Annotated in this window: 21 protein-coding genes; 16 read left to right on the forward strand and 5 right to left on the reverse strand. The window is 67.1% G+C overall.

Annotated features, from left to right (window positions below; translation table 11 throughout):
* Positions 1-94 precede the first annotated feature (94 nt).
* From ACRWNM_RS21635 to ACRWNM_RS21660, 6 genes are all read left to right on the forward strand, one after another.
* Positions 95-2,254: an MMPL family transporter gene (locus ACRWNM_RS21635; protein WP_431969870.1), complete on the forward strand. Its 2,160-nt coding sequence runs from the start codon at positions 95-97 to the stop codon at positions 2,252-2,254.
* 88 nt (positions 2,255-2,342) lie between these two features.
* Positions 2,343-2,612: a metal-sensitive transcriptional regulator gene (locus tag ACRWNM_RS21640; RefSeq protein WP_431969871.1), complete on the forward strand. Its 270-nt coding sequence runs from the start codon at positions 2,343-2,345 to the stop codon at positions 2,610-2,612.
* Between the two features lie 44 nt (positions 2,613-2,656).
* Positions 2,657-2,899, forward strand: a complete 243-nt coding sequence (locus ACRWNM_RS21645) for a YgaP family membrane protein (protein WP_431969872.1) — start codon at positions 2,657-2,659, stop codon at positions 2,897-2,899.
* Between the two features lie 7 nt (positions 2,900-2,906).
* Complete coding sequence (locus ACRWNM_RS21650; RefSeq protein WP_431969873.1) at positions 2,907-3,425, forward strand: GNAT family N-acetyltransferase; 519 nt, start codon at positions 2,907-2,909, stop codon at positions 3,423-3,425.
* An 81-nt stretch (positions 3,426-3,506) separates the two neighbouring features.
* Positions 3,507-3,875 (forward strand): STAS/SEC14 domain-containing protein, encoded by a 369-nt coding sequence (locus tag ACRWNM_RS21655; protein ID WP_431969874.1) that lies wholly within the window; start codon positions 3,507-3,509, stop codon positions 3,873-3,875.
* A 408-nt stretch (positions 3,876-4,283) separates the two neighbouring features.
* Positions 4,284-4,988, forward strand: coding sequence for a DUF5995 family protein (locus ACRWNM_RS21660; protein WP_431969875.1), 705 nt, complete (start codon positions 4,284-4,286; stop codon positions 4,986-4,988).
* Between the two features lie 55 nt (positions 4,989-5,043).
* On the opposite strand, the gene ACRWNM_RS21665 is transcribed toward ACRWNM_RS21660, so the two are convergent.
* On the reverse strand, positions 5,044-5,370 hold the full coding sequence (locus ACRWNM_RS21665) for a GYD domain-containing protein (RefSeq protein WP_431969876.1): 327 nt from the start codon (positions 5,368-5,370) through the stop codon (positions 5,044-5,046).
* A 545-nt stretch (positions 5,371-5,915) separates the two neighbouring features.
* On the opposite strand from ACRWNM_RS21665, the gene ACRWNM_RS21670 reads away from it, so the two are divergent.
* The 8 genes from ACRWNM_RS21670 to ACRWNM_RS21705 all read left to right on the forward strand — a co-directional run bounded on the left by ACRWNM_RS21670 (position 5,916) and on the right by ACRWNM_RS21705 (position 15,661).
* Positions 5,916-6,311: an SHOCT domain-containing protein gene (locus ACRWNM_RS21670; RefSeq protein WP_431970016.1), complete on the forward strand. Its 396-nt coding sequence runs from the start codon at positions 5,916-5,918 to the stop codon at positions 6,309-6,311.
* A gap of 102 nt (positions 6,312-6,413) precedes the next feature.
* The gene (locus tag ACRWNM_RS21675; RefSeq protein ID WP_431969877.1) at positions 6,414-8,255 is read left to right on the forward strand and encodes a glycoside hydrolase family 15 protein; all 1,842 of its coding nucleotides are present in this window, start codon (positions 6,414-6,416) and stop codon (positions 8,253-8,255) included.
* Between the two features lie 12 nt (positions 8,256-8,267).
* Positions 8,268-9,650 (forward strand): MFS transporter, encoded by a 1,383-nt coding sequence (locus ACRWNM_RS21680; protein WP_431969878.1) that lies wholly within the window; start codon positions 8,268-8,270, stop codon positions 9,648-9,650.
* A gap of 4 nt (positions 9,651-9,654) precedes the next feature.
* Positions 9,655-10,191 carry a hypothetical protein gene (locus ACRWNM_RS21685; RefSeq protein WP_431969879.1) on the forward strand — a complete coding sequence of 179 codons (537 nt, stop codon included), beginning with the start codon at positions 9,655-9,657 and terminating at the stop codon, positions 10,189-10,191.
* A gap of 83 nt (positions 10,192-10,274) precedes the next feature.
* Positions 10,275-11,093 (forward strand): class II glutamine amidotransferase, encoded by an 819-nt coding sequence (locus tag ACRWNM_RS21690; RefSeq protein WP_431969880.1) that lies wholly within the window; start codon positions 10,275-10,277, stop codon positions 11,091-11,093.
* Positions 11,094-11,504: 411 nt separating this feature from the next.
* Positions 11,505-11,909, forward strand: a complete 405-nt coding sequence (locus tag ACRWNM_RS21695) for a DUF7144 family membrane protein (RefSeq protein WP_431969881.1) — start codon at positions 11,505-11,507, stop codon at positions 11,907-11,909.
* Between the two features lie 16 nt (positions 11,910-11,925).
* On the forward strand, positions 11,926-12,822 hold the full coding sequence (gene ppk2, locus ACRWNM_RS21700) for a polyphosphate kinase 2 (RefSeq protein WP_431969882.1): 897 nt from the start codon (positions 11,926-11,928) through the stop codon (positions 12,820-12,822).
* Positions 12,823-12,850: 28 nt separating this feature from the next.
* A complete protein-coding gene (locus ACRWNM_RS21705) occupies positions 12,851-15,661 on the forward strand; it encodes a cation-translocating P-type ATPase (protein ID WP_431969883.1) in 2,811 nt (936 codons plus the stop codon).
* Positions 15,662-15,668: 7 nt separating this feature from the next.
* Here ACRWNM_RS21705 and ACRWNM_RS21710 read toward each other — a convergent pair whose 3' ends face one another.
* Both ACRWNM_RS21710 and ACRWNM_RS21715 read right to left on the reverse strand, forming a co-directional pair.
* Positions 15,669-17,108, reverse strand: coding sequence for a DUF1254 domain-containing protein (locus ACRWNM_RS21710; RefSeq protein ID WP_431969884.1), 1,440 nt, complete (start codon positions 17,106-17,108; stop codon positions 15,669-15,671).
* A gap of 323 nt (positions 17,109-17,431) precedes the next feature.
* Positions 17,432-18,847, reverse strand: coding sequence for a hypothetical protein (locus ACRWNM_RS21715; RefSeq protein ID WP_431969885.1), 1,416 nt, complete (start codon positions 18,845-18,847; stop codon positions 17,432-17,434).
* 320 nt (positions 18,848-19,167) lie between these two features.
* Between ACRWNM_RS21715 and ACRWNM_RS21720 the strand changes: the two genes are divergently transcribed.
* Together ACRWNM_RS21720 and ACRWNM_RS21725 are read left to right on the forward strand one after the other, a co-directional pair.
* Complete coding sequence (locus tag ACRWNM_RS21720) at positions 19,168-19,620, forward strand: DUF6325 family protein (RefSeq protein WP_431969886.1); 453 nt, start codon at positions 19,168-19,170, stop codon at positions 19,618-19,620.
* 11 nt (positions 19,621-19,631) lie between these two features.
* Positions 19,632-19,925 carry an SHOCT domain-containing protein gene (locus tag ACRWNM_RS21725; RefSeq protein WP_431969887.1) on the forward strand — a complete coding sequence of 98 codons (294 nt, stop codon included), beginning with the start codon at positions 19,632-19,634 and terminating at the stop codon, positions 19,923-19,925.
* A gap of 16 nt (positions 19,926-19,941) precedes the next feature.
* Here ACRWNM_RS21725 and ACRWNM_RS21730 read toward each other — a convergent pair whose 3' ends face one another.
* Together ACRWNM_RS21730 and ACRWNM_RS21735 are read right to left on the reverse strand one after the other, a co-directional pair.
* Positions 19,942-21,216, reverse strand: coding sequence for a glycosyltransferase (locus ACRWNM_RS21730; protein WP_431969888.1), 1,275 nt, complete (start codon positions 21,214-21,216; stop codon positions 19,942-19,944).
* A gap of 3 nt (positions 21,217-21,219) precedes the next feature.
* Positions 21,220-22,509 carry a glycosyltransferase gene (locus ACRWNM_RS21735; protein WP_431969889.1) on the reverse strand — a complete coding sequence of 430 codons (1,290 nt, stop codon included), beginning with the start codon at positions 22,507-22,509 and terminating at the stop codon, positions 21,220-21,222.
* Between the last annotated feature and the right edge of the window lie 6 nt (positions 22,510-22,515).

A 22,515-nucleotide genomic window follows, 5' to 3' on the forward strand; every position in this document is an offset into this window, starting at 1 on the left:
TGTGCGGCAGGCCACCCTTCACTCTCGTATACCCCCAGGGGTATCTTGACTACGAGCATCAGAATACCCCCCGGGGTATGGAAGGAGAATTGTGATGACCGACTCACCGACGCTTTCCCCCGCTAGAAACAGTTCGCCACCCGGCGGGTCCGCCGGGATGCTCGGCCGAATCGGGGCCGCGATGGCCGGGCGCGCCCGGATCGTGTTCGGGGTATGGCTGCTCGTGTTGATCGTTCTCGGCGCCGCCGCGCCGAGCGTGTTCACCTCGCTCGCCGGGGCGGGCTGGCAGGCCAACGGCTCGGAATCGGTGCAGGTGCGCGAACTGGCGCAGCAGCACTTCGGCGGAAACTCCTCGGCCGCGGTCCAGGTTGTCGTGCACTCGGACACCGCGACGATCGATAGCTCGCAGGTGCAGCATGTCCTGAGCGAGATCACACAGGTGTTCGCTGATGATTCGCGCTTCGGAGAGGTCATCGCCCCGCAGCCCGGGATGTCGATCAGCCGCGACGGGCACACCGGCATCCTCATCGCGGGCGCCAACGCCTCCACCGACGACATGGTCAAAGCCGTCGATGATCACAAGGACACGCTGACCGCCCTGTCCGGCGACGGAATCGAGGTCTACCCCACCGGCGCGTCCGCGCTGTGGAGCGACTTCAACAAGGCAAACCACGACGCCATGATCAAGGCAGAAATGTTCTCCTGGCCGGTCACCCTGGCGATCATGGTGCTGGCCTTCGGCTCGCTCGTCGCGGCCGGACTGCCGCTGTTGCTGACTCTCGCGGGACTGGTCGCCTCGGCCGGCGGACTGGTGCTGCTCAACCAGATCACGCCGATCTCGGTGTGGGCCATGAACTTCGCCATGATGTTCGCCCTCGCGCTGGGCATCGACTACGCGCTGTTCATCGTCGCCCGCTTCCGCGACGCGCTCACCACCGCGCCCACCGCCAGGGCCGCCGTGGCCGAAACCATGGACACCGCGGGCAAAGCCGTTGTGCTGTCCGGACTGACGGTCCTGGTCAGCCTCTCCGCGGTACTGATCGTGCCCGCCCCAGCGGTCCGGACGATGGCCGTCGGGATCATGTTCGCGGTGGCGTTCGTCCTGCTGGCCACCACGACGCTGCTGCCGGCCGCGCTGGGATCCCTGGGCGGCAAGGTCAATGCCGGTGCGCTGCCACACGCCAAGCGCCAGCAACACCGTTCTCCGAAGTTCGCCTCCTGGGGCCGACTGCTGCACGACAAGCCGTGGCCGTTCGCGATCGGCGCGCTGGCCGTGTTGATCGGGCTGTCGGCGCCCGTGTTCGGCCTGAAGGTGGCGATGCCATCGATCCAGGTCGTCCCCGCCGACGCGTCCGTCCGCCAGGGCTATGAACTCGTCCAGGCGCAAATGGGCGAGGGTGCACCGGGAATGCTGCAGATCATCGGACCCGCCGACGAAGCCACCCAGCTCGCCTCGGCTGCTGTGACCGTGGACGGGATCAGCATGGTCACCCCGGCTCAGCCCGCGCTCGATGAGAGCGGTCTGGTGATGATGCAGGCGCTGCCCGATGTCGATCCGTCGGATGCGCGCATGGGCGGGATCCTCGACGATCTGCGGGACACCCTGCCTTCTGGCGCACTGGTCGGCGGCGCACCAGCGGAGAACCTGGATCTACAACAGGCGCTGAACGACTACCTGCCCATGATCGTCGGCATCATCCTGGTGCTGGGATTCGCACTGCTGCTGATCGCCCTGCAAGCGCCGTTGATCGCCGCGCTGGGCACCGCGGTCAGCCTGCTGTCCACCGCCGCGGCGTTCGGTGTCGCGAAGCTGATCTTCCAGGACGGACACGGCGCGGGTCTGCTCGGCTTCACCCCGCAGGGATTCCTGGACGGGTGGGGACCGGTGTTCTTCTTCGCCATGATCTTCGCCATCGCCATGGACTACACGGTGTTCCTGCTGGCCACCGCCAAGGAGCACTACGAACGCTCCGGCGATCCGAAGCTCGCTCAGGTCGACGGCATGGCGCATTCCGGACGGGTGATCTTCGCCGCCGCCGCGGTCATGGTCGCGGTGTTCTTCACCTTCGCCCTCGCCGACCCGCTGCCACCGAAGGAGATGGGCATCATCCTGGGCGTCGCCGTGCTGCTGGACGCGTTCGCGGTGCGCCTGGTGCTGCTGCCGGTGCTGCTGCGGCTGACCGGCCACGCCGCCTGGTGGTCCCCCGCCTGGCTGCGCAAAGCCCTCCCCTCGATCAGCTTCGCCCACCACTGACCCCGCCTTCCCGGGCTCGGTTCACACCGAGCCCGGGAATACCCCCAGGGGTATCATGGGTTGAAGTATTCGAGGAAAGGAACCCATCATGGTCGGCAACGAAGAGACTATCGCCCAGGTGCTCAACCGCCTGCGCCGCGCGCAGGGTCAGCTCACCGGCGTGATCTCCATGATCGAGCAGGGCCGCGACTGCAAGGACGTGGTCACCCAGCTCGCCGCCGTCTCCCGAGCGCTCGACCGCGCCGGCTTCAAGATCGTCGCGACCGGCCTGCGCGAATGCCTCACCGGAGACACCGCCGACGGCTCCGAACCGATGACCGAAGCCGAACTCGAAAAGCTCTTTCTTTCTCTTGCCTGATCGCATAATGCGAAGGCACACAACATGATTGGATTCGATGACCTGTGCCGACTCTACCCCGCCACGACGGTTGGACCATCGGACGCGCCGTCCCGCTACTGGCCGGCGTCTTCGTTCTCGTCAGCACCCTGCTCGCCGCGGCGGTCTCGCCTTGGTGGCTCGTCCTGACCGGCTTCGTCGGCGCGAACCTGCTGCTCTACAGCGCCGTCGGCTGGTGCCCGGCCACCCTGCTGCTGCAGCGCCTCGGCGTTCCCGCGACCGCGAGTTGCACCACAGCGCGAACCTGAGACGTCGATGACCCTCCGGACCATTTCGGCGGATCCCACCGACCCCGACGTGGCCGATCTTCTCTTCGCAGCCATCGGCGGCGACCGTTCACGACTGGACGCCGCAGCGCGGCGCTACCGGGCCGACCATGCCGCCCACCTCATCGCGGTGGTCCTCGACAACGAACTGATGGGCGTGGCGGGCTACGTGGTGTCCGAGGACCACGCGGTACTGCTGCATATCGCTACACGAGAACCTCACCGCCGCACCGGCATCGGTCGGCACCTGCTTGCCGAGATTCGGTCACGGGCGCCTGGGCACAGCCTGCTCGCCGAAACCGACCGAGACGCCCTGACCTTTTACCTCGCAACCGGATTCGAGGCGATCTCGCTGGGAGAAAAGTACCCCGGCGTCGAACGATTCCAGGTCCGCTGGACGCCGCCGAGTCGACCTCAGCCGAGGAAGAACTCGGGCCCGAATCTCCCCCACAATGACGCGCACCGCAGGCAGGCACCCCGCAGCGATTCGATCGACCCGCGCGAATAACGCCTCGAGCACTCGACGTGCGAAATCGCATTTCGAGTAAGCACCTGCGAGTGATTCGATATGGGTGCTACGGTCGTGATCATGCTGGAACCGATCGGAGGATTGCCGGACGGCGTCATCGGGTTCGAAGCAACGGGACGGCTCGAGGCATCCGACTACGAAAAGATACTGATGCCCGCCATCCGCGAAGTCTGGGGTCGCGGCGACGAGATCCGAATCGTCTTGGTGTTCGAACGATTCGAAGGCATGACGCCCGAGGCGGCGTGGGAGGATCTGAAGCTCGGAGTCGAGCACCTCACTCGCTGGAAGCGGATCGCGCTGGTCACCGACCTCGACTGGATGATCACCGTCACCTCGCTGTTCGGCTGGATGACACCGGGAGAATTCAAACGCTTCCCCGTCGCGAACCGAGACGAAGCGATCGCCTGGGCGGCAGCGGCCGACCACTGAGGCCCGGACACCGGATACGCGAACTCGCGTTCATCCGGGCCGTCGAGCCCGGTCTTTCGGCGGCCGCCGGAGAATTCTTCGTTGTCCGGTGAGCGTGGTGGCTTGCCAGTATATTCGGGAAGTACGTGAATTCGGCCGTCGAACAGGGCGGCGGTGTACGCAGACACGTGGCCACCAATATTCCCCGCTCGGCAAGAGCCGCAATTCTCGCGGCTGCTCGAGGAAAGACTTCGATGCCGAGGGCCCGCATACGTGCGATTCCGGCCATTCAGTGGCACGTGAACGGTGCGGTTCCGAGTTCTACGAAGCAGCGAAATCGACACTGTAGCAGTGCTTTACGAGACGCTGTCGATACAGCGTCCAGACAATGTCGCTGACAGACGAAACGATCCTGCGGAGGAGGACAGCATGAAGGTTACCCAGATTCCCGGGCCCGTCGAAGAGGTCATCCGGCGGATGCGCGCTATCAAGGACGAACTCGATCCGCGCGACGGAGTCGCGAGCTTCAACAACATGTATCTGCGCGTCACCGAATTGGTGGGACAACAGATCACCGAAGGATTCTTCACGGACTCCGCATTCGTGGAACGCCTCGATGTGATCTTCGCTCGGCTGTATTTCGACGCGGTCGATGCCGCCAAGCTCGGCAAGCGGCCCAACCCGGTCTGGCGGCCGGTCTTCGATGCCCGCGCCAACCGCACCGTGTGGCCGTTGCAGTTCGCGCTGGCGGGCATGAACGCCCATATCAACCACGATTTGGCGACCGCGGTGGTCGAGACGTGTAAGGAGCGCGGCACCACGCCGGACACCAAACCGGTGCATGCCGACTACCTCAAAGTCAACGAGCTGCTGAGCAAGATCGAGGCCGAGGTCAGGGCGGAATACGAGCCCGCGCTGCTGAAGCTGACCACCAAGGACGCCGAGGCGCTCAAGCACATTCTGTCCAGCTTCAGCATCGCCCGCGCGCGGGACACCGCGTGGAACACCACGCAGATTCTCTGGCAGCAGCGCAACAACCAGGTGCTGCTCGGGATGAGCAAGCGAACCCTCGAGGAAACCGTCGGCACCGCGGGCCGAATGCTCGTCACCCCGGTCGTTCCGCCGCCGAAGTGACGATCGAACGACTCGGCCGAGGCCGCGCGGCGGTTCGGCCGAGTCGTTCCACGCGCTAAGGCGCCTCCACCGGAGGCCGATAGGTGACCTCCCGCGCGACGGCTTCGTCGACCTGCTCGGGGGTCAGCAGAGTCACGGTGTGCGACATCGCCGCACCCGAGGCCGCGGTGCGGATGGCGAGCGCCGCGGCCGAAACCTCGTCCGGGACATCACCGATCACGAACAGATCGTCGTCCCCGAAAGCGAAATAGCAGACGTCCACATGGCCGCCCACGCTTTCGACCATTTCCGTGATAGCCGCCCGGCGGGCGCTGCCGCCCTGCGCCAGCACACCGCGAGCCCCCTCATCGGAGTAGCCGACTCGCCACAGATACTTGGGCATTTCCTAACTCCTCCTTCTCGCAGAACTCTCTTGGCAGGACCGACCTTACGGTCTCGGCGACCACGGGGCGGCGCCGCGGAGGCACCGTCGCGGCAATGATGCGGCACCGTGACAGTGGGGACACTGCGACGTCGTCGCGGCCGCCCGACGCCACTCTTCCCGCCGCAGTGAAATAAGCGGGTTTCGCTGTGTCCGAGTGTTTGCTACTGTGCTGGCACGAGGCAGGGTGGGTTGCCGGGCACCGATCGACGCGGCATCCTACGATTTTCGAGACGAACGAGACGCCCCTGGCAGATGGCATCGGCGCGCACCGAAGCGCGTCAGCGAAAAGCAGTGACGTCGTTTACCACGATCCCCACCGGATTCGGTTGCTGAGAGTGGCCGCATCCGCATTGTCCGCCGGATATCATCGGTGAACGGATGTGCACGTAGGCGATGCGAGGCGGGCCGATATCAGCGGTGGATCGTCCCGCTCCGGCGCAGACGGGCGCCGCCCGGTCGGACAAAGAAGCGGGGGTCGCACACTCGGAGGAGGATTCACCATGTTGGATTCGTTCTGGGACCTGTTGTGGTACACGATCATCGTGTTCGCCTTCGTGGCGTACTTGATCGTCCTGTTCCAGATCTTGGTCGATCTGTTCCGCGACCACACCGTCTCGGGCCTCGGCAAGACCCTGTGGGTGATCGTGCTGATACTGCTGCCCTACCTCAGTGCGTTCGTCTACCTGATCGTCCGTGGTCGCGGCATGGCCGAGCGGGCGCGGCAGATGCAACTCGAGGCCAAGCAGAGCACCGACGAGTACATCCGGCAGGTCGCGGCGGGCAAGTCTCCCACCGAGCAGATCGCCGAAGCGAAGTCGCTGCACGACTCCGGCGTGATCACCGCGGCGGAATTCGAACAGCTCAAGGCTCGGGCGCTGGGACAAACCCCCTCCGTGTAAGAGGCGGTGACCCGGAAAGAGGCGAAATATCCGTTCCAGAAATGGAATTCGCCCCTCGCCGGTCCACCGATCACCGACTTGCACGGGAGTGAAGGAGCGCTCGTGAACAAATACCCACCGATCGCCGAGCACGGCATCGTCGGCGACCTGCAAACCGCCGCCCTGGTGTCCTCGGCAGGCACGATCGACTGGTGGTGCACGCCGCGGTTCGATTCGCCGAGCGTCTTCGCTTCCCTGCTGGACAGCGAGCGCGGCGGCTTCTGCCGACTTGCCGTGGATTCCACCGACGACGATGTGTCGATTCGCCAGCTGTACATGCCGGATACGGCCATTCTCGTCACCCGGTTCCTCGGACCGGACGGGGTCGGTGAGGTCGGCGACTTCATGGATCCGATCCGGGGTACCACGCCCACCGATCGGCATCGGCTGGTGCGGGTGGCCCGGGTGGTGCGAGGGACTCTGTCCTTCACGCTGACCTGCAAGCCGCGATTCGACTACGGTCGCGCCGCGCACACCCTCGAGCAGATCGACGACCGCGCGGTGGTCTTCCACGGCCCCGGCACGGACCTGCACCTGCGGACCACCGAACCGGTGACGCTGCGGGCCGAGAACGGTGACATCACGGCACATTTCACGCTCTCCCAAGGCGAGACCGCCGTGGTGGTGTTGACCAGCACGGCGAGCGAGGGCCCCGCGCCCGAGCATCCCGGTCGTGACGACATCCTCGCCGACTTCGAACGGTGCCGGAACTTCTGGCAGTCCTGGTTGCGTTCGTCCACCTATCTGGGCCGCTGGCGGGATATGGTCAACCGCTCGGCGATCACGTTGAAGCTGCTCACCTACGCGCCGACCGGTGCGCCGATCGCCGCGGCCACCATGGGGCTGCCGGAGCAGGTGGGCGGCGAGCGCAACTGGGACTACCGCTACACCTGGATCCGGGACGCCTCCCTGTCGGTGCGGGCGCTGATCGATCTCGGCTTCACCGAGGAGGCCTACGCGTTCCGGCGTTGGCTGCGTGACCGTCTCGACGCGGGCGGCACCGCCTCGGGTGAGCCGCTGCAGATCATGTACCGGATCGATGGCGACCCGCTGCTCGAGGAGGAGGTGCTCACCCACCTGGAGGGCTACCGAGGTTCCGCCCCGGTCCGGGTCGGCAACGCGGCGGCCGACCAGATCCAGCTCGATATCTACGGTGAGGCCGCCGACGCGCTGTCGCAGGCTCCCGATATCGGCGGCATCGAAGGGTGGCGCGCGTACGCGAAACTGACCGACTGGCTCGCCGACAACTGGGACCGGCACGACGAGGGCATCTGGGAAACCCGCGGCGGCAGGCAGGAGTTCACCTACAGCAGGCTGATGACCTGGGTGGCGTTCGATCGCGGCATTCGCTTGGCCACCAAATACTCGCGGCCCGCGGATGTGGCGCGGTGGACGCGCGCGCGGGACGAGGTGTTCACGCAGATCGTCGAGCGCGGCTGGAGCACGAAGCGGCAGGCGTTCGTCCAGCACTACGCCACCGATGTGCTGGACGCGTCACTGCTGCTGATGCCGCGCATGGGTTTCCTGTCACCGCGGGACCCCGCGTGGCTGAGCACGCTGGACGCCATGGACCAGGAACTGGTCAGCGACAGCCTGGTCTACCGGTACGACCCCGAGGCGTCTCCGGACGGTCTGCGCGGGGTCGAGGGCACCTTCAATCTGTGCAGCTTCTTGTACGTGGAAGCACTGGCCCGCGCGGGTCGTGTCGCGCAGGCCCGCTACGCCTTCGACAAGATGCTCACCTACGCCAATCACGTCGGGCTGTTCGCCGAGGAGATCGGCCCCTCCGGTGAGCAGCTCGGCAACTTCCCCCAGGCGTTCACCCACTTGGCCCTGGTCGCCGCCGCCATGGCTCTCGACGAGCAACTCGACCGCGCCGAGGCGCGACCGGAACCATCCGGATAGATCGATGAGCCGATGACCGACACAGGCGTCTCCAGCCCACCGCGCGCGGTACTCGTTCCGCTGGCGCTCGCGCAGTTCATCTGCAGCTTCGCTGGTTCGAACATGAACGTGATGATCAACGACATCAGCCGGGATCTGAACACCACGGTGCAGGGCGTGCAGATCGTCATCACCACCTTCCTGTTGGTCATGGCCGCGCTGATGATCCCCGGAGGGAAGCTGACCGACCGATACGGGCGCAAACGCTGTTTCATCGTGGGCCTGATCGTGTACGGCATCGGCGCGGTGCTGAGCGCGCTCGCGCCCGGACTCGGCGTGCTGATCCTGGGCAACTCGATCCTGGAGGGCGTCGGCACCGCGATGCTGATCCCGCCGGTCTATATCCTGACCACCCTGTTCTTCACCGAAACCACCTCCCGCGCAAGGGCATTCGGTGTGATCATGGCCTTGGGCGGGATCGGCGCAGCCGCAGGCCCGTTGCTCGGCGGACTCATCACCTCGGGTCTCGGCTGGCGCGCGGCGTTCGGGTTCCAAGCGCTGGTGGTCGCGGTGATCGTGCTGCTCAGCCTGCGCGTCGTCGACCCGCTCCCCGCGGACCCGACGAAGTCGTTCGACATTCCCGGCTCGGCGCTCTCGGCGATCGGGCTGGTGCTGCTCGTCATGGGAATCCTGGCCGCCGACGACGATATTCGGCTGATGGTCACCCTGCTCGCGGCGGGCGCGGCGGTGCTGGTGTGGTTCTTCCTGTGGATTCGCGCGCGGGAGCGATCGGGTCGGGAGCCGCTGATCTCGACCAGCTTGTTCCGTAACCGCACCTCGAACCTCGGTCTGGTGACGCAGAACCTGCAATGGCTGCTGCTGATGGGAACGTCGTTCGTCGTCGCGGCGTATCTCCAGGTTGTCCGGGGCTACAACGCGATCGAGACCGGCGTGATCTTCACCGCGGCCACCCTGGGACTGCTGGTGTCGTCGCTGGCCGCCGCGCGGCTGGCCCGAAGGCGCGCCCAGCGCACGCTGATCATGGCCGGTTTTCTGATCACCGTCGTTGGCATCGTCGTGCTGATCGCGATGACCGGGCGCTCGGAGAGCCTGTGGGCATTCGTCCCCGGATTGCTGCTGATCGGCGTGGGATTGGGCGTGATGCTCACCCCGGCGGTCAATATCGTTCAGTCCAGCTTCGGCGAGGAGCAGCAGGGCGAGATCTCCGGCTTGTCGCGCAGCGTGTCGAACCTCGGCTCCTCGCTGGGCACCGCCATCGCGGGCACCATCCTGGCCGCCGGACTGACCGGTCACGCCTACGCCGCCGCGATGATCACGCTGGCCGCCCTCGGTGTCGCCGGACTGATCACCGCGGCACTTCTGCCCCGGCAATCCGGCCCCGTCCAGCCCACCTGATCCGATGGGCGTCGACACGCGCACGCTGCTGCACGGTCCGCTGTTCTCCCGCAGCAGACCGTTGGATCGCGACAACGCGGCCAGCCGCATCAGCGCCTACATCTACGGCAATGTGCTGGTGCTGGCCGCGCTCGTGCCGTTCGTCGCGGCGGAAAAGCACCTCGGCATTCTGGTCGTTCTCGGCACCGCGCTGTCGACGTTCGTCGCCCATGCCTTCGCCGAAGCCGTCGGACACACGGTGCGGCAACGAAGTCCACTGACTTGGGCGGAACAGGTGCGTGAATTGCGCAATTCGATCCCCATTCTCAGTTCCGCCGTGCTGCCGTGCGCGATCCTCGCCACCGGGTGGCTGGGGTGGCTGGAGCCGAAGACCGCGCAGATCTTCGCGGAACTCACCGTGCTGGCCCGCATCGGGGGCATCGTGTTCGTCATCGCCCGGCTGAAGGGCGAGCGCCCGACGCGGTCCTCCGTGCAAGGCGCCGTCCTGCTGACCGCGGTCGCCGCGACCGTCGTGATCGTCAAGGTCGTGCTCACCCACTGAGGCGAGCGGCCACCGGTCGACGGAATGCGAGTTTCGATCCGAGTCTTGCACCGGTCTGCTTCAATCGATATATGTGCAGGTGGATGGCTTACTCGGGGAAACCGATCCTGGCCGAGGACCTGCTGTTCCGGCCGGTGCATTCGCTGATCGACCAGAGCATGCACTCCCGGCTCGGCGCGACGACGACGAACGGTGACGGCTTCGGGATCGGCTGGTACGGCGAGGGTTCGCGGCCGGCGGTGTTCAAGAACATCGAACCCGCATGGAACGACCAGAACCTGCGCGAGATCGCGGGCGCCGTGCGGACGCCGCTGTTCTTCGCCCACGTGCGCGCGTCGACCGGGACCGCCGTGCAGCGCAGCAACTGCCACCCCTTCCGGCACGACGGGTGGCTGTGGATGCACAACGGAGCGCTCAACGGTTTCCGTGCGATGAAGCGGGATCTGCTGACCGCGGTGGATCCGGCCCTGTTCACCGATATCGAGGGGTCCACCGACTCCGAACTCCTGTTCTTCCTCGCGCTCACCTTCGGTCTCACCGACGATCCGTTCGGCGCGGTCGCCCGTGCCGTCGGTCTCGTCGAAGAGGTCGGGCGCGCGCACAACGTGACCCACCCCGTGCAGATGAGCGTCGCCACCACCGACGGCGAGTCGATGTGGTTCTTCCGGTACTCCAGCGAACGGCACACGCGGACGCTGTTCTACTCGACCGAGATAGCGAAGGTGCGCGCGCTGCATCCGGAGGTCGAGTCGCTCGCCCTGCTCAGCGAGGAGGCGCGGTTCGTGGTCTCCGAGCCGCTGCGCGATCTCTCGGGCGCGTGGAACGAAGTCCCGGAATCCTCGGCCGGTGTCGTCCGTCCCGGGCACGACGAAATTCGCCCCTTCCAACCGATCTCGCCGTAACGCGTGTTCGCCGCACACCCGAGCGGCGCACCGGGCGGTGGGACCACCACCCGGCATTTCCCCCTGATCGGGCAGGTCACCGGGAGGTTGCGACGGGCCCGTGCGGCCGCGATTCGACTACGGCGATAGTGTCGCTGGAGATATGCTGACGACGTGAGGCGAGTGCCGTCATCGGTGCCAGCGGCCGCGATGCGGGCGTCACGCCTCGCTGAACTCCGGGCGTCGAAGCCGACCTCGGACCGAGCGACGCAGCCCGCTCGCCCTTGGCATAAACCATCGTTCTACTGCGCCGATCCATCGACACTCTCGGCCAACGGCGCCGTTCGGCTGTTCTCCTACTGGCCCATCCGGTTCGAGCGATGCGGCGATTGATCGATCGAAATCGTCCCGAATGATTAGAGGTGACTCGCGATGTCAGCAACTGATGAGCATTCCGTGAAGCAGGCGGTGGCGGCGGGGACGTCGATCGGCGCCGCGATCTTGCTGTTGGCCGTCGGCATTCTCTCGATCTTCGAGGGAATCTCGGCCATTGCCAAGGACGACATTCTGGTGACCGGGCCCAACTACGCCTATCAGTTCAGCGCCACCAGTTGGGGCTGGATCCACCTGATTCTAGGGATTCTGGTGGTGATCGCGGCAGCCGCGCTGATGGCCGGAGCCATGTGGGCGCGCGTGGTCGCGGTCTTCCTCGCGGCGCTGTCCATCCTGGCGAACTTCCTGTGGCTGCCCTACTACCCGTGGTGGTCGATCGTGATCATCACCTTGAATGTCGTCGTGATCTGGGCCGTGACGACGTGGCAGCCCGACCGCATCTGAACCGGGCCTGCGCATCATGGGAAAGAAGGCCGGACACGGCAAAACCAAAGGCAAGAAGGGTGGGGCGGGCAAACACGCGCCGAGCGAACGAACCGACGCCTCGGGTGAGTTGATCGAGCCCTCCGCTCCGGCGCCGCCACCACCGATGACGAAAAAGGAGTACTACCGTCATCTCGCGCCGCTGCACGCCGAACTCGTCGCGTTGCAGTCGTGGGTGAAGTCGTCGGGGGCGAAGATCTGTGTCCTGTTCGAGGGGCGCGACACCGCGGGGAAAGGCGGTGTCATCAAGGCGATCACCGAGCGGGTCAGCCCGCGGGTGTTCCGCGTGGTCGCGCTGCCCGCGCCGACGGAACGCGAGAAATCGCAGATGTACGTGCAGCGCTACCTGCCCCATCTTCCCGCGGGCGGGGAAGTCGTCATCTTCGACCGCAGCTGGTACAACCGCGCCGGTGTCGAACGCGTGATGGGATCCTGCACCGAAGAGGAGGCCCAGCGCTTCCTCGAGGCCATCCCGACGGTCGAGAAATCGATCGTCGAATCCGGCGTCATCCTGCTGAAGTACTGGCTCGAGCTGAGCGAGGAGCAGCAGACATTGCGGCTGCAGAGCCGGATCGACGACCCGCGCAAATTCTGGAAGCTGTCCGACCTGGACCTGGAGTCCTACAGCCGCTGGTACGACTACTCGCGAGCGCGCGACGAGATGTTCCGCTACACCGACACCGGTTGGGCGCCATGGTATGTCGCGAACAACGACGACAAGAAGCGTGGGCGGCTCAACATCATCAGCCACCTGCTGAGCCAGATCCCCTACGAGCACCCGGACCACCCGAAGATCACGTTGCCGGAACGGCAGAGCCCGGCGGGCTACCAGCCACCGACGCTGCCCCTGCACTGGATTCCGACCCCCTTCTGAGAGTCCCGGCCAGGAAAGGACGAGCGCCATGGCTTCGATGGAATCGGCGCCGAGCCCGGCGCATCCGGCCGGCACCGGGGACCCTCCGGTCTGGTACGCGCTCGACGCGTCCGTCGCGCTGTCCGCCTTCGGTTCGGATGAGCGGTCCGGTCTCACGGCGAGGGAGATCACGCGACGTCGCGAACGGTACGGCCTCAACGAGATCGCCTCCGAGCCCGCGCCGTCGGTCTGGGCGATCGCGCTCTCCCAGCTGAAGGATCCGATGAACCTCATGCTGGTCGTGGTGGCCGTGGTCAGCGTGATCATCGGTGAGATACCGACGGCGATCGTCGTCGGTGCGCTGGTCGGGCTCAATATCGTGCTCGGCACCCAGCAGGAGGTCAAGGCGCGAGCCAGCGTGGACGCCCTGGCCAAGATGCAGACGCCGCAGGCGCGCGTGATTCGCGACGGAGCGCTGACCCAGCTCGACGCCACCGAACTCGTGCCGGGCGACATCGTCGAACTCGAGGCGGGCGACATCGTCCCCGCGGACGGACGGCTGCTGAGGTCCGCGACGCTGGAGACGCAGGAAGCGGCGCTGACGGGTGAGAGCGCACCCGTCGCCAAAGACTCCCAGACACTCGGCACCACCGATGTCTCCCTCGGTGACCGCACCAATATGGTCTTCCAGAACACCTCGGTCACCCGTGGCACGGCAGGCATGGTGGTCACCGAGACCGGCCAGGACACCGAGATGGGCCGGATCGCCTCGATGCTCTCGGCCGTCGCGCCGAGCAAGTCTCCGCTGCAGCGGGAATTGAACGCGCTCACCAAAGTGCTCGGCGTGATCGCCTGGACCGCGGTGGCGATCATCGTGATCATCGGGGTGATCCGCGGGCAGAGCGTCACGACCCTGCTGCTACTCGGCATCTCGATGGGCGTGTCCGCGATTCCGACCGGCCTGCCCACCTTCGTCCAGGCGATGCTGGCGTTCGGTGCGCGCCAGCTGGCCGACGCGAAGGCTGTCGTCAAGAACCTCACCGATGTCGAGACGCTCGGCGCCACCAGCGCGATCAACTCCGACAAGACCGGCACGCTGACCATGAACCAGATGACCGTGCGGTCGTTGTACTTCCACGGCAGGCAGTACCTCGTCGAGGGCCAGGGCTACGACAAATCGGGGAAGATCACCCAGATCGCGGGTGAGGGTGTTCCGGACTTCACGCTGCTGGCCTACGGGCTGTGCCTCGACAGCGACGCCACCGTCTCCGACGCCGGAGAGATCGTCGGCGATCCGACCGAGGCCGCGCTGGTGGTGCTGGCGGCCAAGCTCGGCGTCGACGCCCCGCTCACGCGCGGGACGTATCCCCGTGTCGCCGAAGTGCCGTTCGATTCGGCGTACAAGTTCATGGCCACGTTCCACCATCTCGAAGTCGACGAGCTCACCCGGTTCGTCGAATTGGTCAAGGGCGGGCCCGACGTCGTCCTCGACCGGTGCGCGACCGCGTACCGGCCGGGGCGGCGACCGGTACCGATCGACGACATGCGCGACGAGATCGTGGCCGCGAATCGCGCCATGTCCGAAAAGGGTTTGCGCGTACTGGCCTTCGCGGCGCGGGTGCTGGACGGGCACGAGGAGGCCGTCGCGGCCGATCCGATGGCGTTCGTCGACGACCTCACCTTCGTCGGCATGGTCGGCATCATCGACCCGCTGCGCCCCGAGGCGATCGACGCGGTGCGCACGGCCCACGAAGCGGGCATCGACGTCCGGATGATCACCGGCGACCACGCGATCACCGCGTCCGCGATCGGCGCCGAACTCGGGCTCGGACCCGGTGCGATCGGCGGCGCCGAACTCCAGGCCATGACCGACGGGGAGCTGGCGGCCGCCCTGCCGAACCTGCACGTGTTCGGGCGCGTCACCCCTCAGGACAAGCTGCGCCTCGCCGACATCATGCAGCGCGGCGGCGCGGTCGTGGCGATGACCGGCGACGCCGTCAACGACGCCGCCGCGCTGAAGAAGGCGGACATCGGCGTGGCCATGGGATCGGGCAGCGAGGTCACCAAACAGGCGGGCAAGATGGTGCTCACCGACGACAATTTCGGCACCCTGATCACCGCGATCCGCCTGGGCCGCAGCATCTACGACAAAATCGTGTCCTACATCCGCTATCAGATGTCCAAGCTGTTCTCGCTGGTGCTGCTCTTCCTGGTCGCGAGCATCTTCGACATCAACGACGGCGTCGCGCTGACCCCGCTGATGGTGCTCTTCCAGCACTTCTTCATCACCCTGTTCCCGGTCGCGGTGATCATGCTCGATCCGCCGCCGCCGAACCTGATGAACAAGCCACCCCGCGACCCCGCGCGGCCGATCGCCAACCGGAATTCGTTCCTGCAGTGGCTGGCCTACGGTGTCCTGCAGTTCGCCGTGACACTCGCCGCGATGCTCCTCGCGCCCGGCGAGATGAGCACCACTACGGCGAACGTCCCGATGACCACGGCGTTCGTCGTGCTGTCGTTCGGCTCTATCCTGAGCGGGCTGGTCATGCGCCGCGATCCCGAATCCGGCCTGACGCCACCGATTCTCGGCGCACTGAAGATCCTGACGATCCCGGTCGTCGTCACGGTGTTCGCCGTGGAGATCGGGTTCCTGCAAGACCTGCTCATGACGACGTCGCTGACGGGCGGCCAGTGGCTCGCCTGCCTCGGCTGGTCGCTGATCGTTCCGATCGTCATCGAGGCCGAGAGCGCGGTCCGCCGTGCGCGTCTGCGCGGCGCCACGCCCTCCGCGCGCATCCCGGTCGGCGCGGCGGTCGGCCCGCAGCGGGCCAGGACGACCCTGGTCACCAGCGGACGCTGACTCGCGGTCAGTCGACCCGTTCGAGCTTCGGCATCTGCCAAACACCCTCGACCGCTTCGTGTTTCGGGGCGTAGAGGCGCATGGTGAGAGAGAACGCTCCGGCGGCGGGGATGGGCAGCCAGTTGCCCTGCGGTACGGCCGCGCCGGGATCTGCGCTCTGCACGACCAGCTCGACCGAGCCGTCGGCGCCCCGAACGACCGGGACCTGATGACCGACGGCATAGATGCCCGCCGGGTTCTCCACGAAGTGACTTGCCGCATCGTAGGCGGTCAGTGACCAGAAAGCATCGACCGGCGGCAATTGTCCTTCGGCGAAACGGATTCGGAAGCGCCGCGGCACTCCGTCGTCGTCGGCGACAGCGTCGACGGTCGGGTAGATGGCGTCTTTGGCGAGGTTGGCGCCGAGCCCGTGCATGGCCACGGTCGCGCGCAGGTCGTAGTTGGTGCCGTAAGCGCCGACGGTCGGATCGAAGGTCCAGCCGTTGATGTCCTCGGCGTACGGGTTGCGGTAGGTCGGGATCCGCTTCTTCGCGTCGTCGGCCGCGGCGTTCAGCACGTCGGGCGAAACGTCGGCCGGGCTGCCGCCGGGGGCGATGCCTATGGTGGCGAATCGCCGCACGGCGTCGGCGTCCTCGGGCGCGGGCGGGTTGAGCGCCATGACCTTGCCCATCCGGTCGAAGAAGGTGGGTCCGTCCATCCCGGCGACGATCGCGGCGGGGTCGGCCGCGCGTGCGGGTTGCGCGCCGGGGTCGCCGTGGGCCGCGGTCGGGTCCTTCACCCATGCGCTCAGCGGCACCAGCTCCAGCTGCCGTTGCAACTCGCGAACCCGGTCGACGTCGGCGGCGCCGTCGAATTGGAGCCGGCCGAGCAGCCAGGCGGTGCCGGTGGGCACGGCGAGCCGGGTCACTCCGTCGGGCAGCGGTCCCGACCAGCCGGGCCCGGTGACGGCGTAGGTGAACGGAGGCGTCGCCGTGCCCGGCGTGACCTGCGGGTCGACGCTGCTGGGATCGTGCACGGTGTTGGACCACGCGTCCATGATCTGCATGAGCCAGTACCGGCCGGGCTCTATCGCGGGTACCCGCAGGATCATCGGTTCGGCGCGGACGTCGAGCCATGCCTGCGAGTAGAGCGTGTCGAGGTTGAGGCGCACCACCTGCTTGTTCTCCGGGGTCGGCGGGTCGCCGTGCTGGAACCGGTTGGGCGGAGCGCCGTTCTCCCGGGTGACGTCCATGAGGACCAGGGGGTAACCGAAGACGTAGGCGTCGGTGGCGATGGCCTTCGTGTCCACGGCGCCCGCGCCCGCGGACGTCGCCGTCGCGCCGCTGTCCTCGGCGTCGCCGCACCCGGCCATTCCCAGGATCGGGACGGCGGTGATCCCCAGGCCGAGAGCGGACCTGCGCGATACCGCGGCAAACTCCCGATGTTCGCGACTCTTCCCGAAGTTCATGGAAAACGCCCCTTCTTCGATGTGGCGCCGCCCGAAAGCGACACCGACTGGCCTGGCCGTTCTCGAGATTCGAGGAGAGACTATCGGGAAAATACTTCCAAGCGGCGGCATTTCCGTGCAACGAACCGGCATCGAGAAAGTTAACTAGCAATTCATCAGCAACAACTTCAGTATGGCCGAGCGAGGTCGTTCGCCAGGGCACCGCATCACGGTCGCCGATGCTTCCTCGTGCAGGACGAACAGGTCCGGGCTCTTTCGGCCTGGCGCCAGCAATTCTCGGTGCACACGATTCTGTGGTCCGACGGCGGCCGCCGGTCGCGGGGTCAAGCGCCTGCCGGGGCCGGGGTCCCTGTACCGTCCTCGGGCCCGGGCGGGACGGCCTCCTCCTGGCCGCGCGCGGGACGAATCAGGATCTCCAGCGCGAGCAACGCCAGCAGGGCGCCGAGCACGATCCACACCACCACCAGTCCGGTGGGGTAGCGCCAGAAGATCAGCAGGAGCGCGGCGACGCCGACGATCGCCCATCGCAGCGCCACGCGCGCACGGAACGCCCACACCTCCACCGGATTCGGTGGGCGCGAACGCCGGAGCCGCTGCACCGCGTCCAGGCCCTGCCCGAAGCCGCGGCGGACGGCGACGGCCGAGCCCGCGCCTCCGGTGAGGTAGGCGGCGATCGCGATCACGATGCCGAGCACGGCCACCCCGCGCAGCGCGGTGCGCAGCGGCACCAGCACCGTGTCGACGATCGCGGTGGCCGCGTCCGGCGACAGCACGTCGGGCGGCATCCGGTCCAGATACAGCGCTCGGGCGAGGAGCAGCGCGATCGCCAGGATCAGCATGCCCACCACCAGCGCGAGCCCGACGAAGACCAGGGCACGGCGACGGCGGCCCGGCGGCGCCACGGCGATCGCGGACACCGCGGCCGCGATCGTCAACCAGGGCAGCACGTTCGCCGCATTGTCGAGCGCGTCGACGGCCCGCTGCGCCCGGACCAGCTCCGGGGACCTGAACAAGACGAACTGCTTGTCGACCGGCGGGATCTTCTCGACGAAGGTGAAGCCGCGGTCGAGCAGCCGCGCTTTCACGTTGTCGAGCACCGTGCCGAGCGAGACGGTCACCGTTCCGTTCTCGTCGACGGTCACCGAAGACGGTCCGACCTGCCCGGTCACCACCGCGACCAGCGCCGTGTGGGCCGCGCGATTGGCTTGCAGCCATAGGTCCTCGAACTTCTCGCTACGCACGAACGTCAGCACCGTCTCGTTGACGAAGTTGCGCGCCTGGACGGCGATCACCGGCGCCAGCCCCTCGATCGCGCGATCGAGCCGCGGCCGTTCCTCGGTCGCCGGGACCGCTTCGGTCAGTGCGGCCAGCGCGTCCGCGGTCAGCCCCTCGATATCGACGCGCGCGAAGATCTCGTCGGTGATCGTGTTCCCGATCTCGTTCTGCAGTGCCGGATCCGTTCCCAGCGGCGCCACCGTGGTCAGGTACCGATCGGTGTCGAGAATCTGGCTCCGCACGTACCGCGACATCACCGTCGTGATCGCGAGAACGGCGACCAGCACCGTCAGCACCGCCACCGCGGTCCACCGCCACGAATGCCGCGGCGGTCGAGCGACCGGCGGCGCGCCGCGACCCTCCGCGCGCATCGCTGCCACCTCGGCGCGTAGCCGTTCGAGTTCGGCGCGTTCGTCCGCGCTGAGCGCACCGGCGGGTAGATCCTCGGGCGGTTTGGAGTTCATCGGAATCCCTCACTCCAGGAACGGATTCGGGGGTGCGACGGCAATTCGCCGACTTCGGCCTTTCCCTTTCGGGACGAGACCGGTGCACGTCACATCGAAACAAAGAGCGGAACCCTCGGGCCCGCCCCGACCGCATTTTTCACAGCCGCCGCCGATCAGGGCGTGCGCTATGATCGACACTAACATCGGCGACGTCGGCAGAGCGTAGATTCTTCTCGGAATCAACGCCACCCGTCGCACAAAAAGCCATGCTTCGACAGCTCGTTCGGTAAGAATGTCAGGCGATTTGTCTCTTTCTCGGCACAGAAAGAGGGGTTACAGTGACCGGCTCCGATATCGACATGATCGGCCCCATCGACTATCTCGTGATCGAATTTCCTCCCGACCGACCTCCGGACGGTTCGGCGCTGCCCCTCCTGCGCGACCTCGTCGAACGCGGCATCGTCCGGGTGCTCGATCTGGCGTTCATCCGGAAGGACCTCGACGGTTCGCTGACCGGAATCGATATCGCCGACGTGGGATTCGAAGGCGAGATCGATATAACCCTGTTCGCGGAGGCGGGATCGGGCCTGCTCGACGACGCCGACCGCACGGAAGCCGGTGCCGCGCTCGAACCGGGACGTTCGGCCGCGATCCTGGTTTACGAGAACACCTGGGCAGCGCCTTTCGCGTCTGCGTTGCGTCGCAACGGCGCCGAACTCGTGGCCTCCGGACGCATTCCGGTGCAAAGCATATTGGCGTCTCTCGATGCCCTCGAAACGGAAAATCGTTGAGGAGAATTGTCATGCCCGGACTGCTGCGCGGCGTCGCCCGCACCGCTATCATCTCCGGAACCGCGACCGCCGTCTCCAATCGCGTTTCCCGACGCCAGGGAGAGCGCTGGGCGGCGCAGGAACAGGAGCAGTACGCCCCGCCCCCACGCTATGCGGAACCGCCCGCCGCACCGCAGCCCGCCCCCGGCGGCAGCGCGAGCACGGAACGGATCACCGCGTTGAAAGAGCTCGCCGGGCTCCGCGCGCAGGGCGTGCTGACCGACGCCGAGTTCGAAGCCGAGAAGGCCAGGATCCTCGCGTCCTGAGCCTGAGTCCGGGCCGTCATCGATTCCGCCCGAGGCATCGCGGAGAACCGACGACTCTCCCGCTGGCATCCGGTGTGGCGAGCGCTTCGGCGTAGACCGACAGGATCGCCGCGATGTGCCGCGATTGGCGCGGCTCGTCGGCGTGCTCCGCGAGCGTCCGGCGCACGGCTTGGAGACGGATTCGATTGCGCGCGAGGTCTTTCAGCACCGCGGCGAACGATTCCACCGACCGATCGGGGGCGCGAACGCCGCCCTCGGCGGGCACGGTTTCGGAGAGTTCGGGATCGCAGTACACAACAGGCAGGCCCATCGCCATCGCCTCGAGCAGCACCATGCCCTGGGTATCGCAGTCGGAGGTGAGCAGCAGCAGGTCGTGATCGCGCATGGCGCGCAGGCAGTCGGCCTGGCCGACCTCGCCGTGCAGACGCACACGTCCGCCGAGATCCGCCTCGGTGACCGCCGAGCGGGCCCGGTCGGCCAGCGGGCCGCCGCCGTAGACGTCCAGCGTGCAGTCCTCGACCAGGCGCGCCACCTCGATCGCCTCGAGCGGACGCTTCTCCGGCGACAGGCGACCGCACCACAGGGCCCGCAGCGGTGTTTCCGTGTTCGTCGCCTCGTCGTCCCCGCCGCGGACGCGGTCGAGCAGTTCGTCGTCGATTCCGTTGGACACCACGTGAATCGGCCGGTCCACGCCGTGCGCGGCGACGCGACGGGCGAAGTGCCGGGTCGGCACGATCACCCGATCGGCCGCCTGTGCCTGCGCGATCAGCGGACGCCAGGCGAGCCGGGCGATCCGGCCGTCACCGACGGACGGCGGTCGCCCGCGCAACGGCACGAACCAACCGTGCACCCAACGCATGGTCAACGCGGACAGATACGGCGCGGGCGAATACTGCGCGATGACCGTGTCGTCACGGCTCTGCATGGTCTGGACGACCGGAATGCCGTGCCTGCGCGCGGCGCGTGCGCCGGAGATACCGCAGCCGTAGGTCGTCAGCGCGTGCACGATGTCGATCGGACCGCGCTCGGCGAAAGCGGCATCGATCGTGCGCCGAGTGGCCCGGGTCGGCAGGACGACCGGCAGCCCGTTCGACATCGCGACCGGCAGCGCGGCGAGCACCACCGTATCGGCGTCCGATGTCACGGAACCCGGTGCGGGAGGGCAGAATACGGTCACCCGATGGCCGAGCCGCCGCAGGCCGCCGCAGAGCGACCGCATCGCGGTTTGGACGCCGCCCAGGGTGGCCGGGTGGAAGTCGGTGAAGATCGCGACGTGCACGGAATCGCCCACAGCTCAAGCCGATGCCGAGACGACCAGGCGTTCCACCGCGTCCGCCGTGGCGCGGACCCCGTTCTCGGCGGAGACCGCGCGCCCGAGTTCTGCCGCCCGCCTGCCCGCCTCGGGTGTCAACGCCCGGACCAGCGCGTCGTGCAGCCGGTCCTCGGTCAGCGACGGATACGGGAAATCGGCCCCGATGCCGAGCGCCGAAATGCGCCAGCCGTAGAAGAACTGGTCGCTGTGCACGCCGATCACCACCGCGGGCAGGCCCGCGCGCAGCACATCGTGGGTGTTGCCGCTGCCGCCGTGGTGCACGACCGCGCGGCACCGCGGCAGGACGCGGTCGTAGTCGAAGGAATCCAGCACGAACAATCGCCGGTCGTACCCGATGCCGCGCGGAAACCCCTCCCCGCGCACGGTCACCAGGGCGCGGGCCCCCAGCCTGCGGCAGACGGCGGCGATCAGCTCGCAGCATCCGGTGGGATCGAGGATCGGCATCCCGGTCATGCAGAAGTAGATCGGCGGCTCGCCCTCGTCGAGCCACGCGGACAACGCCGGATCGACCACCGCCTCGCCCCACGCCTCGCGCAGCCGGGCGGGCAGAATCGGCGCACCGACCACGGTCGACCGGTCCGGCCAGTCGCCGGGTTTCGGCAACAGCACCGGACTCACCATGTGCACCAGCGGAATACCGTCCTCGCGCATGCGCCGGAACGGATTCCGTGGCTTGCCCGGCAACTCCATCATCGCGCGCACCCGCCGATCCACCCGGCGATACGCCAGGCCGTAGGCCATCTCGAAGCCCGAGTAGCTGGCCAACCGCAGTCGCGGCGACGAAATCATGTGCTTGACCATGAACGACGACGGGAACTCCGTGGTGCGCTCGAGCGGATACGGCAGACAGCCCACCACGGTCTGTCCGTACTTCTCCCCGCGTTCCATCGCCCAGGGCAGGGTCGAGGCGCACGAGACGATCACATCCGCCGACTCGCACGCGCCGCTGAGCGCCTCGTGCATCCGTTCCCCGCGCTCGCCCGCCATGATCTTGACCGTGTCCAGCATGATCCGGACGAACGGCAGCGTCTTACCGGAGGACAGGGCGCGTTTGGCGGCGGGCGACTCCAGCAGTTCCGCGGAGTTGAACGGGATGACGTGCGGCTCGAAGCCCGACCGCCGCACCACGTCGGCGTAGTTCTCGGTGGCGGTCATCTCGACATCGTGCCCGCGCGAACGGAATTCGTCCGCCAGTGCCAGATACGGCTGATGATCGCCCCGGGTTCCCGCCGTCAACAATGCGATACGCATACTCTC

Origin of the sequence: Nocardia sp. bgisy134 (genome assembly GCF_965341865.1) — a bacterium.
Classification (GTDB): Bacteria; Actinomycetota; Actinomycetes; order Mycobacteriales; family Mycobacteriaceae; genus Nocardia.

Excerpts from the sequence above, each read along its gene's own strand:
- ACRWNM_RS21735 (WP_431969889.1), bottom strand. The coding sequence starts at position 22,509 with ATGCGTATCGCATTGTTGACGGCGGGAACCCGGGGCGATCATCAGCCG.
- ACRWNM_RS21725 (WP_431969887.1), top strand. The coding sequence starts at position 19,632 with ATGCCCGGACTGCTGCGCGGCGTCGCCCGCACCGCTATCATCTCCGGA.
- ACRWNM_RS21705 (WP_431969883.1), top strand. The coding sequence starts at position 12,851 with ATGGCTTCGATGGAATCGGCGCCGAGCCCGGCGCATCCGGCCGGCACC.
- ACRWNM_RS21660 (WP_431969875.1), top strand. The coding sequence starts at position 4,284 with ATGAAGGTTACCCAGATTCCCGGGCCCGTCGAAGAGGTCATCCGGCGG.
- ACRWNM_RS21685 (WP_431969879.1), top strand. The coding sequence starts at position 9,655 with ATGGGCGTCGACACGCGCACGCTGCTGCACGGTCCGCTGTTCTCCCGC.
- ACRWNM_RS21665 (WP_431969876.1), bottom strand. The coding sequence starts at position 5,370 with ATGCCCAAGTATCTGTGGCGAGTCGGCTACTCCGATGAGGGGGCTCGC.
- ACRWNM_RS21650 (WP_431969873.1), top strand. The coding sequence starts at position 2,907 with ATGACCCTCCGGACCATTTCGGCGGATCCCACCGACCCCGACGTGGCC.
- ACRWNM_RS21655 (WP_431969874.1), top strand. The coding sequence starts at position 3,507 with ATGCTGGAACCGATCGGAGGATTGCCGGACGGCGTCATCGGGTTCGAA.
- ACRWNM_RS21680 (WP_431969878.1), top strand. The coding sequence starts at position 8,268 with ATGACCGACACAGGCGTCTCCAGCCCACCGCGCGCGGTACTCGTTCCG.
- ACRWNM_RS21715 (WP_431969885.1), bottom strand. The coding sequence starts at position 18,847 with ATGAACTCCAAACCGCCCGAGGATCTACCCGCCGGTGCGCTCAGCGCG.
- ppk2 (WP_431969882.1), top strand. The coding sequence starts at position 11,926 with ATGGGAAAGAAGGCCGGACACGGCAAAACCAAAGGCAAGAAGGGTGGG.
- ACRWNM_RS21690 (WP_431969880.1), top strand. The coding sequence starts at position 10,275 with ATGGCTTACTCGGGGAAACCGATCCTGGCCGAGGACCTGCTGTTCCGG.
- ACRWNM_RS21695 (WP_431969881.1), top strand. The coding sequence starts at position 11,505 with ATGTCAGCAACTGATGAGCATTCCGTGAAGCAGGCGGTGGCGGCGGGG.
- ACRWNM_RS21710 (WP_431969884.1), bottom strand. The coding sequence starts at position 17,108 with ATGAACTTCGGGAAGAGTCGCGAACATCGGGAGTTTGCCGCGGTATCG.
- ACRWNM_RS21635 (WP_431969870.1), top strand. The coding sequence starts at position 95 with ATGACCGACTCACCGACGCTTTCCCCCGCTAGAAACAGTTCGCCACCC.
- ACRWNM_RS21640 (WP_431969871.1), top strand. The coding sequence starts at position 2,343 with ATGGTCGGCAACGAAGAGACTATCGCCCAGGTGCTCAACCGCCTGCGC.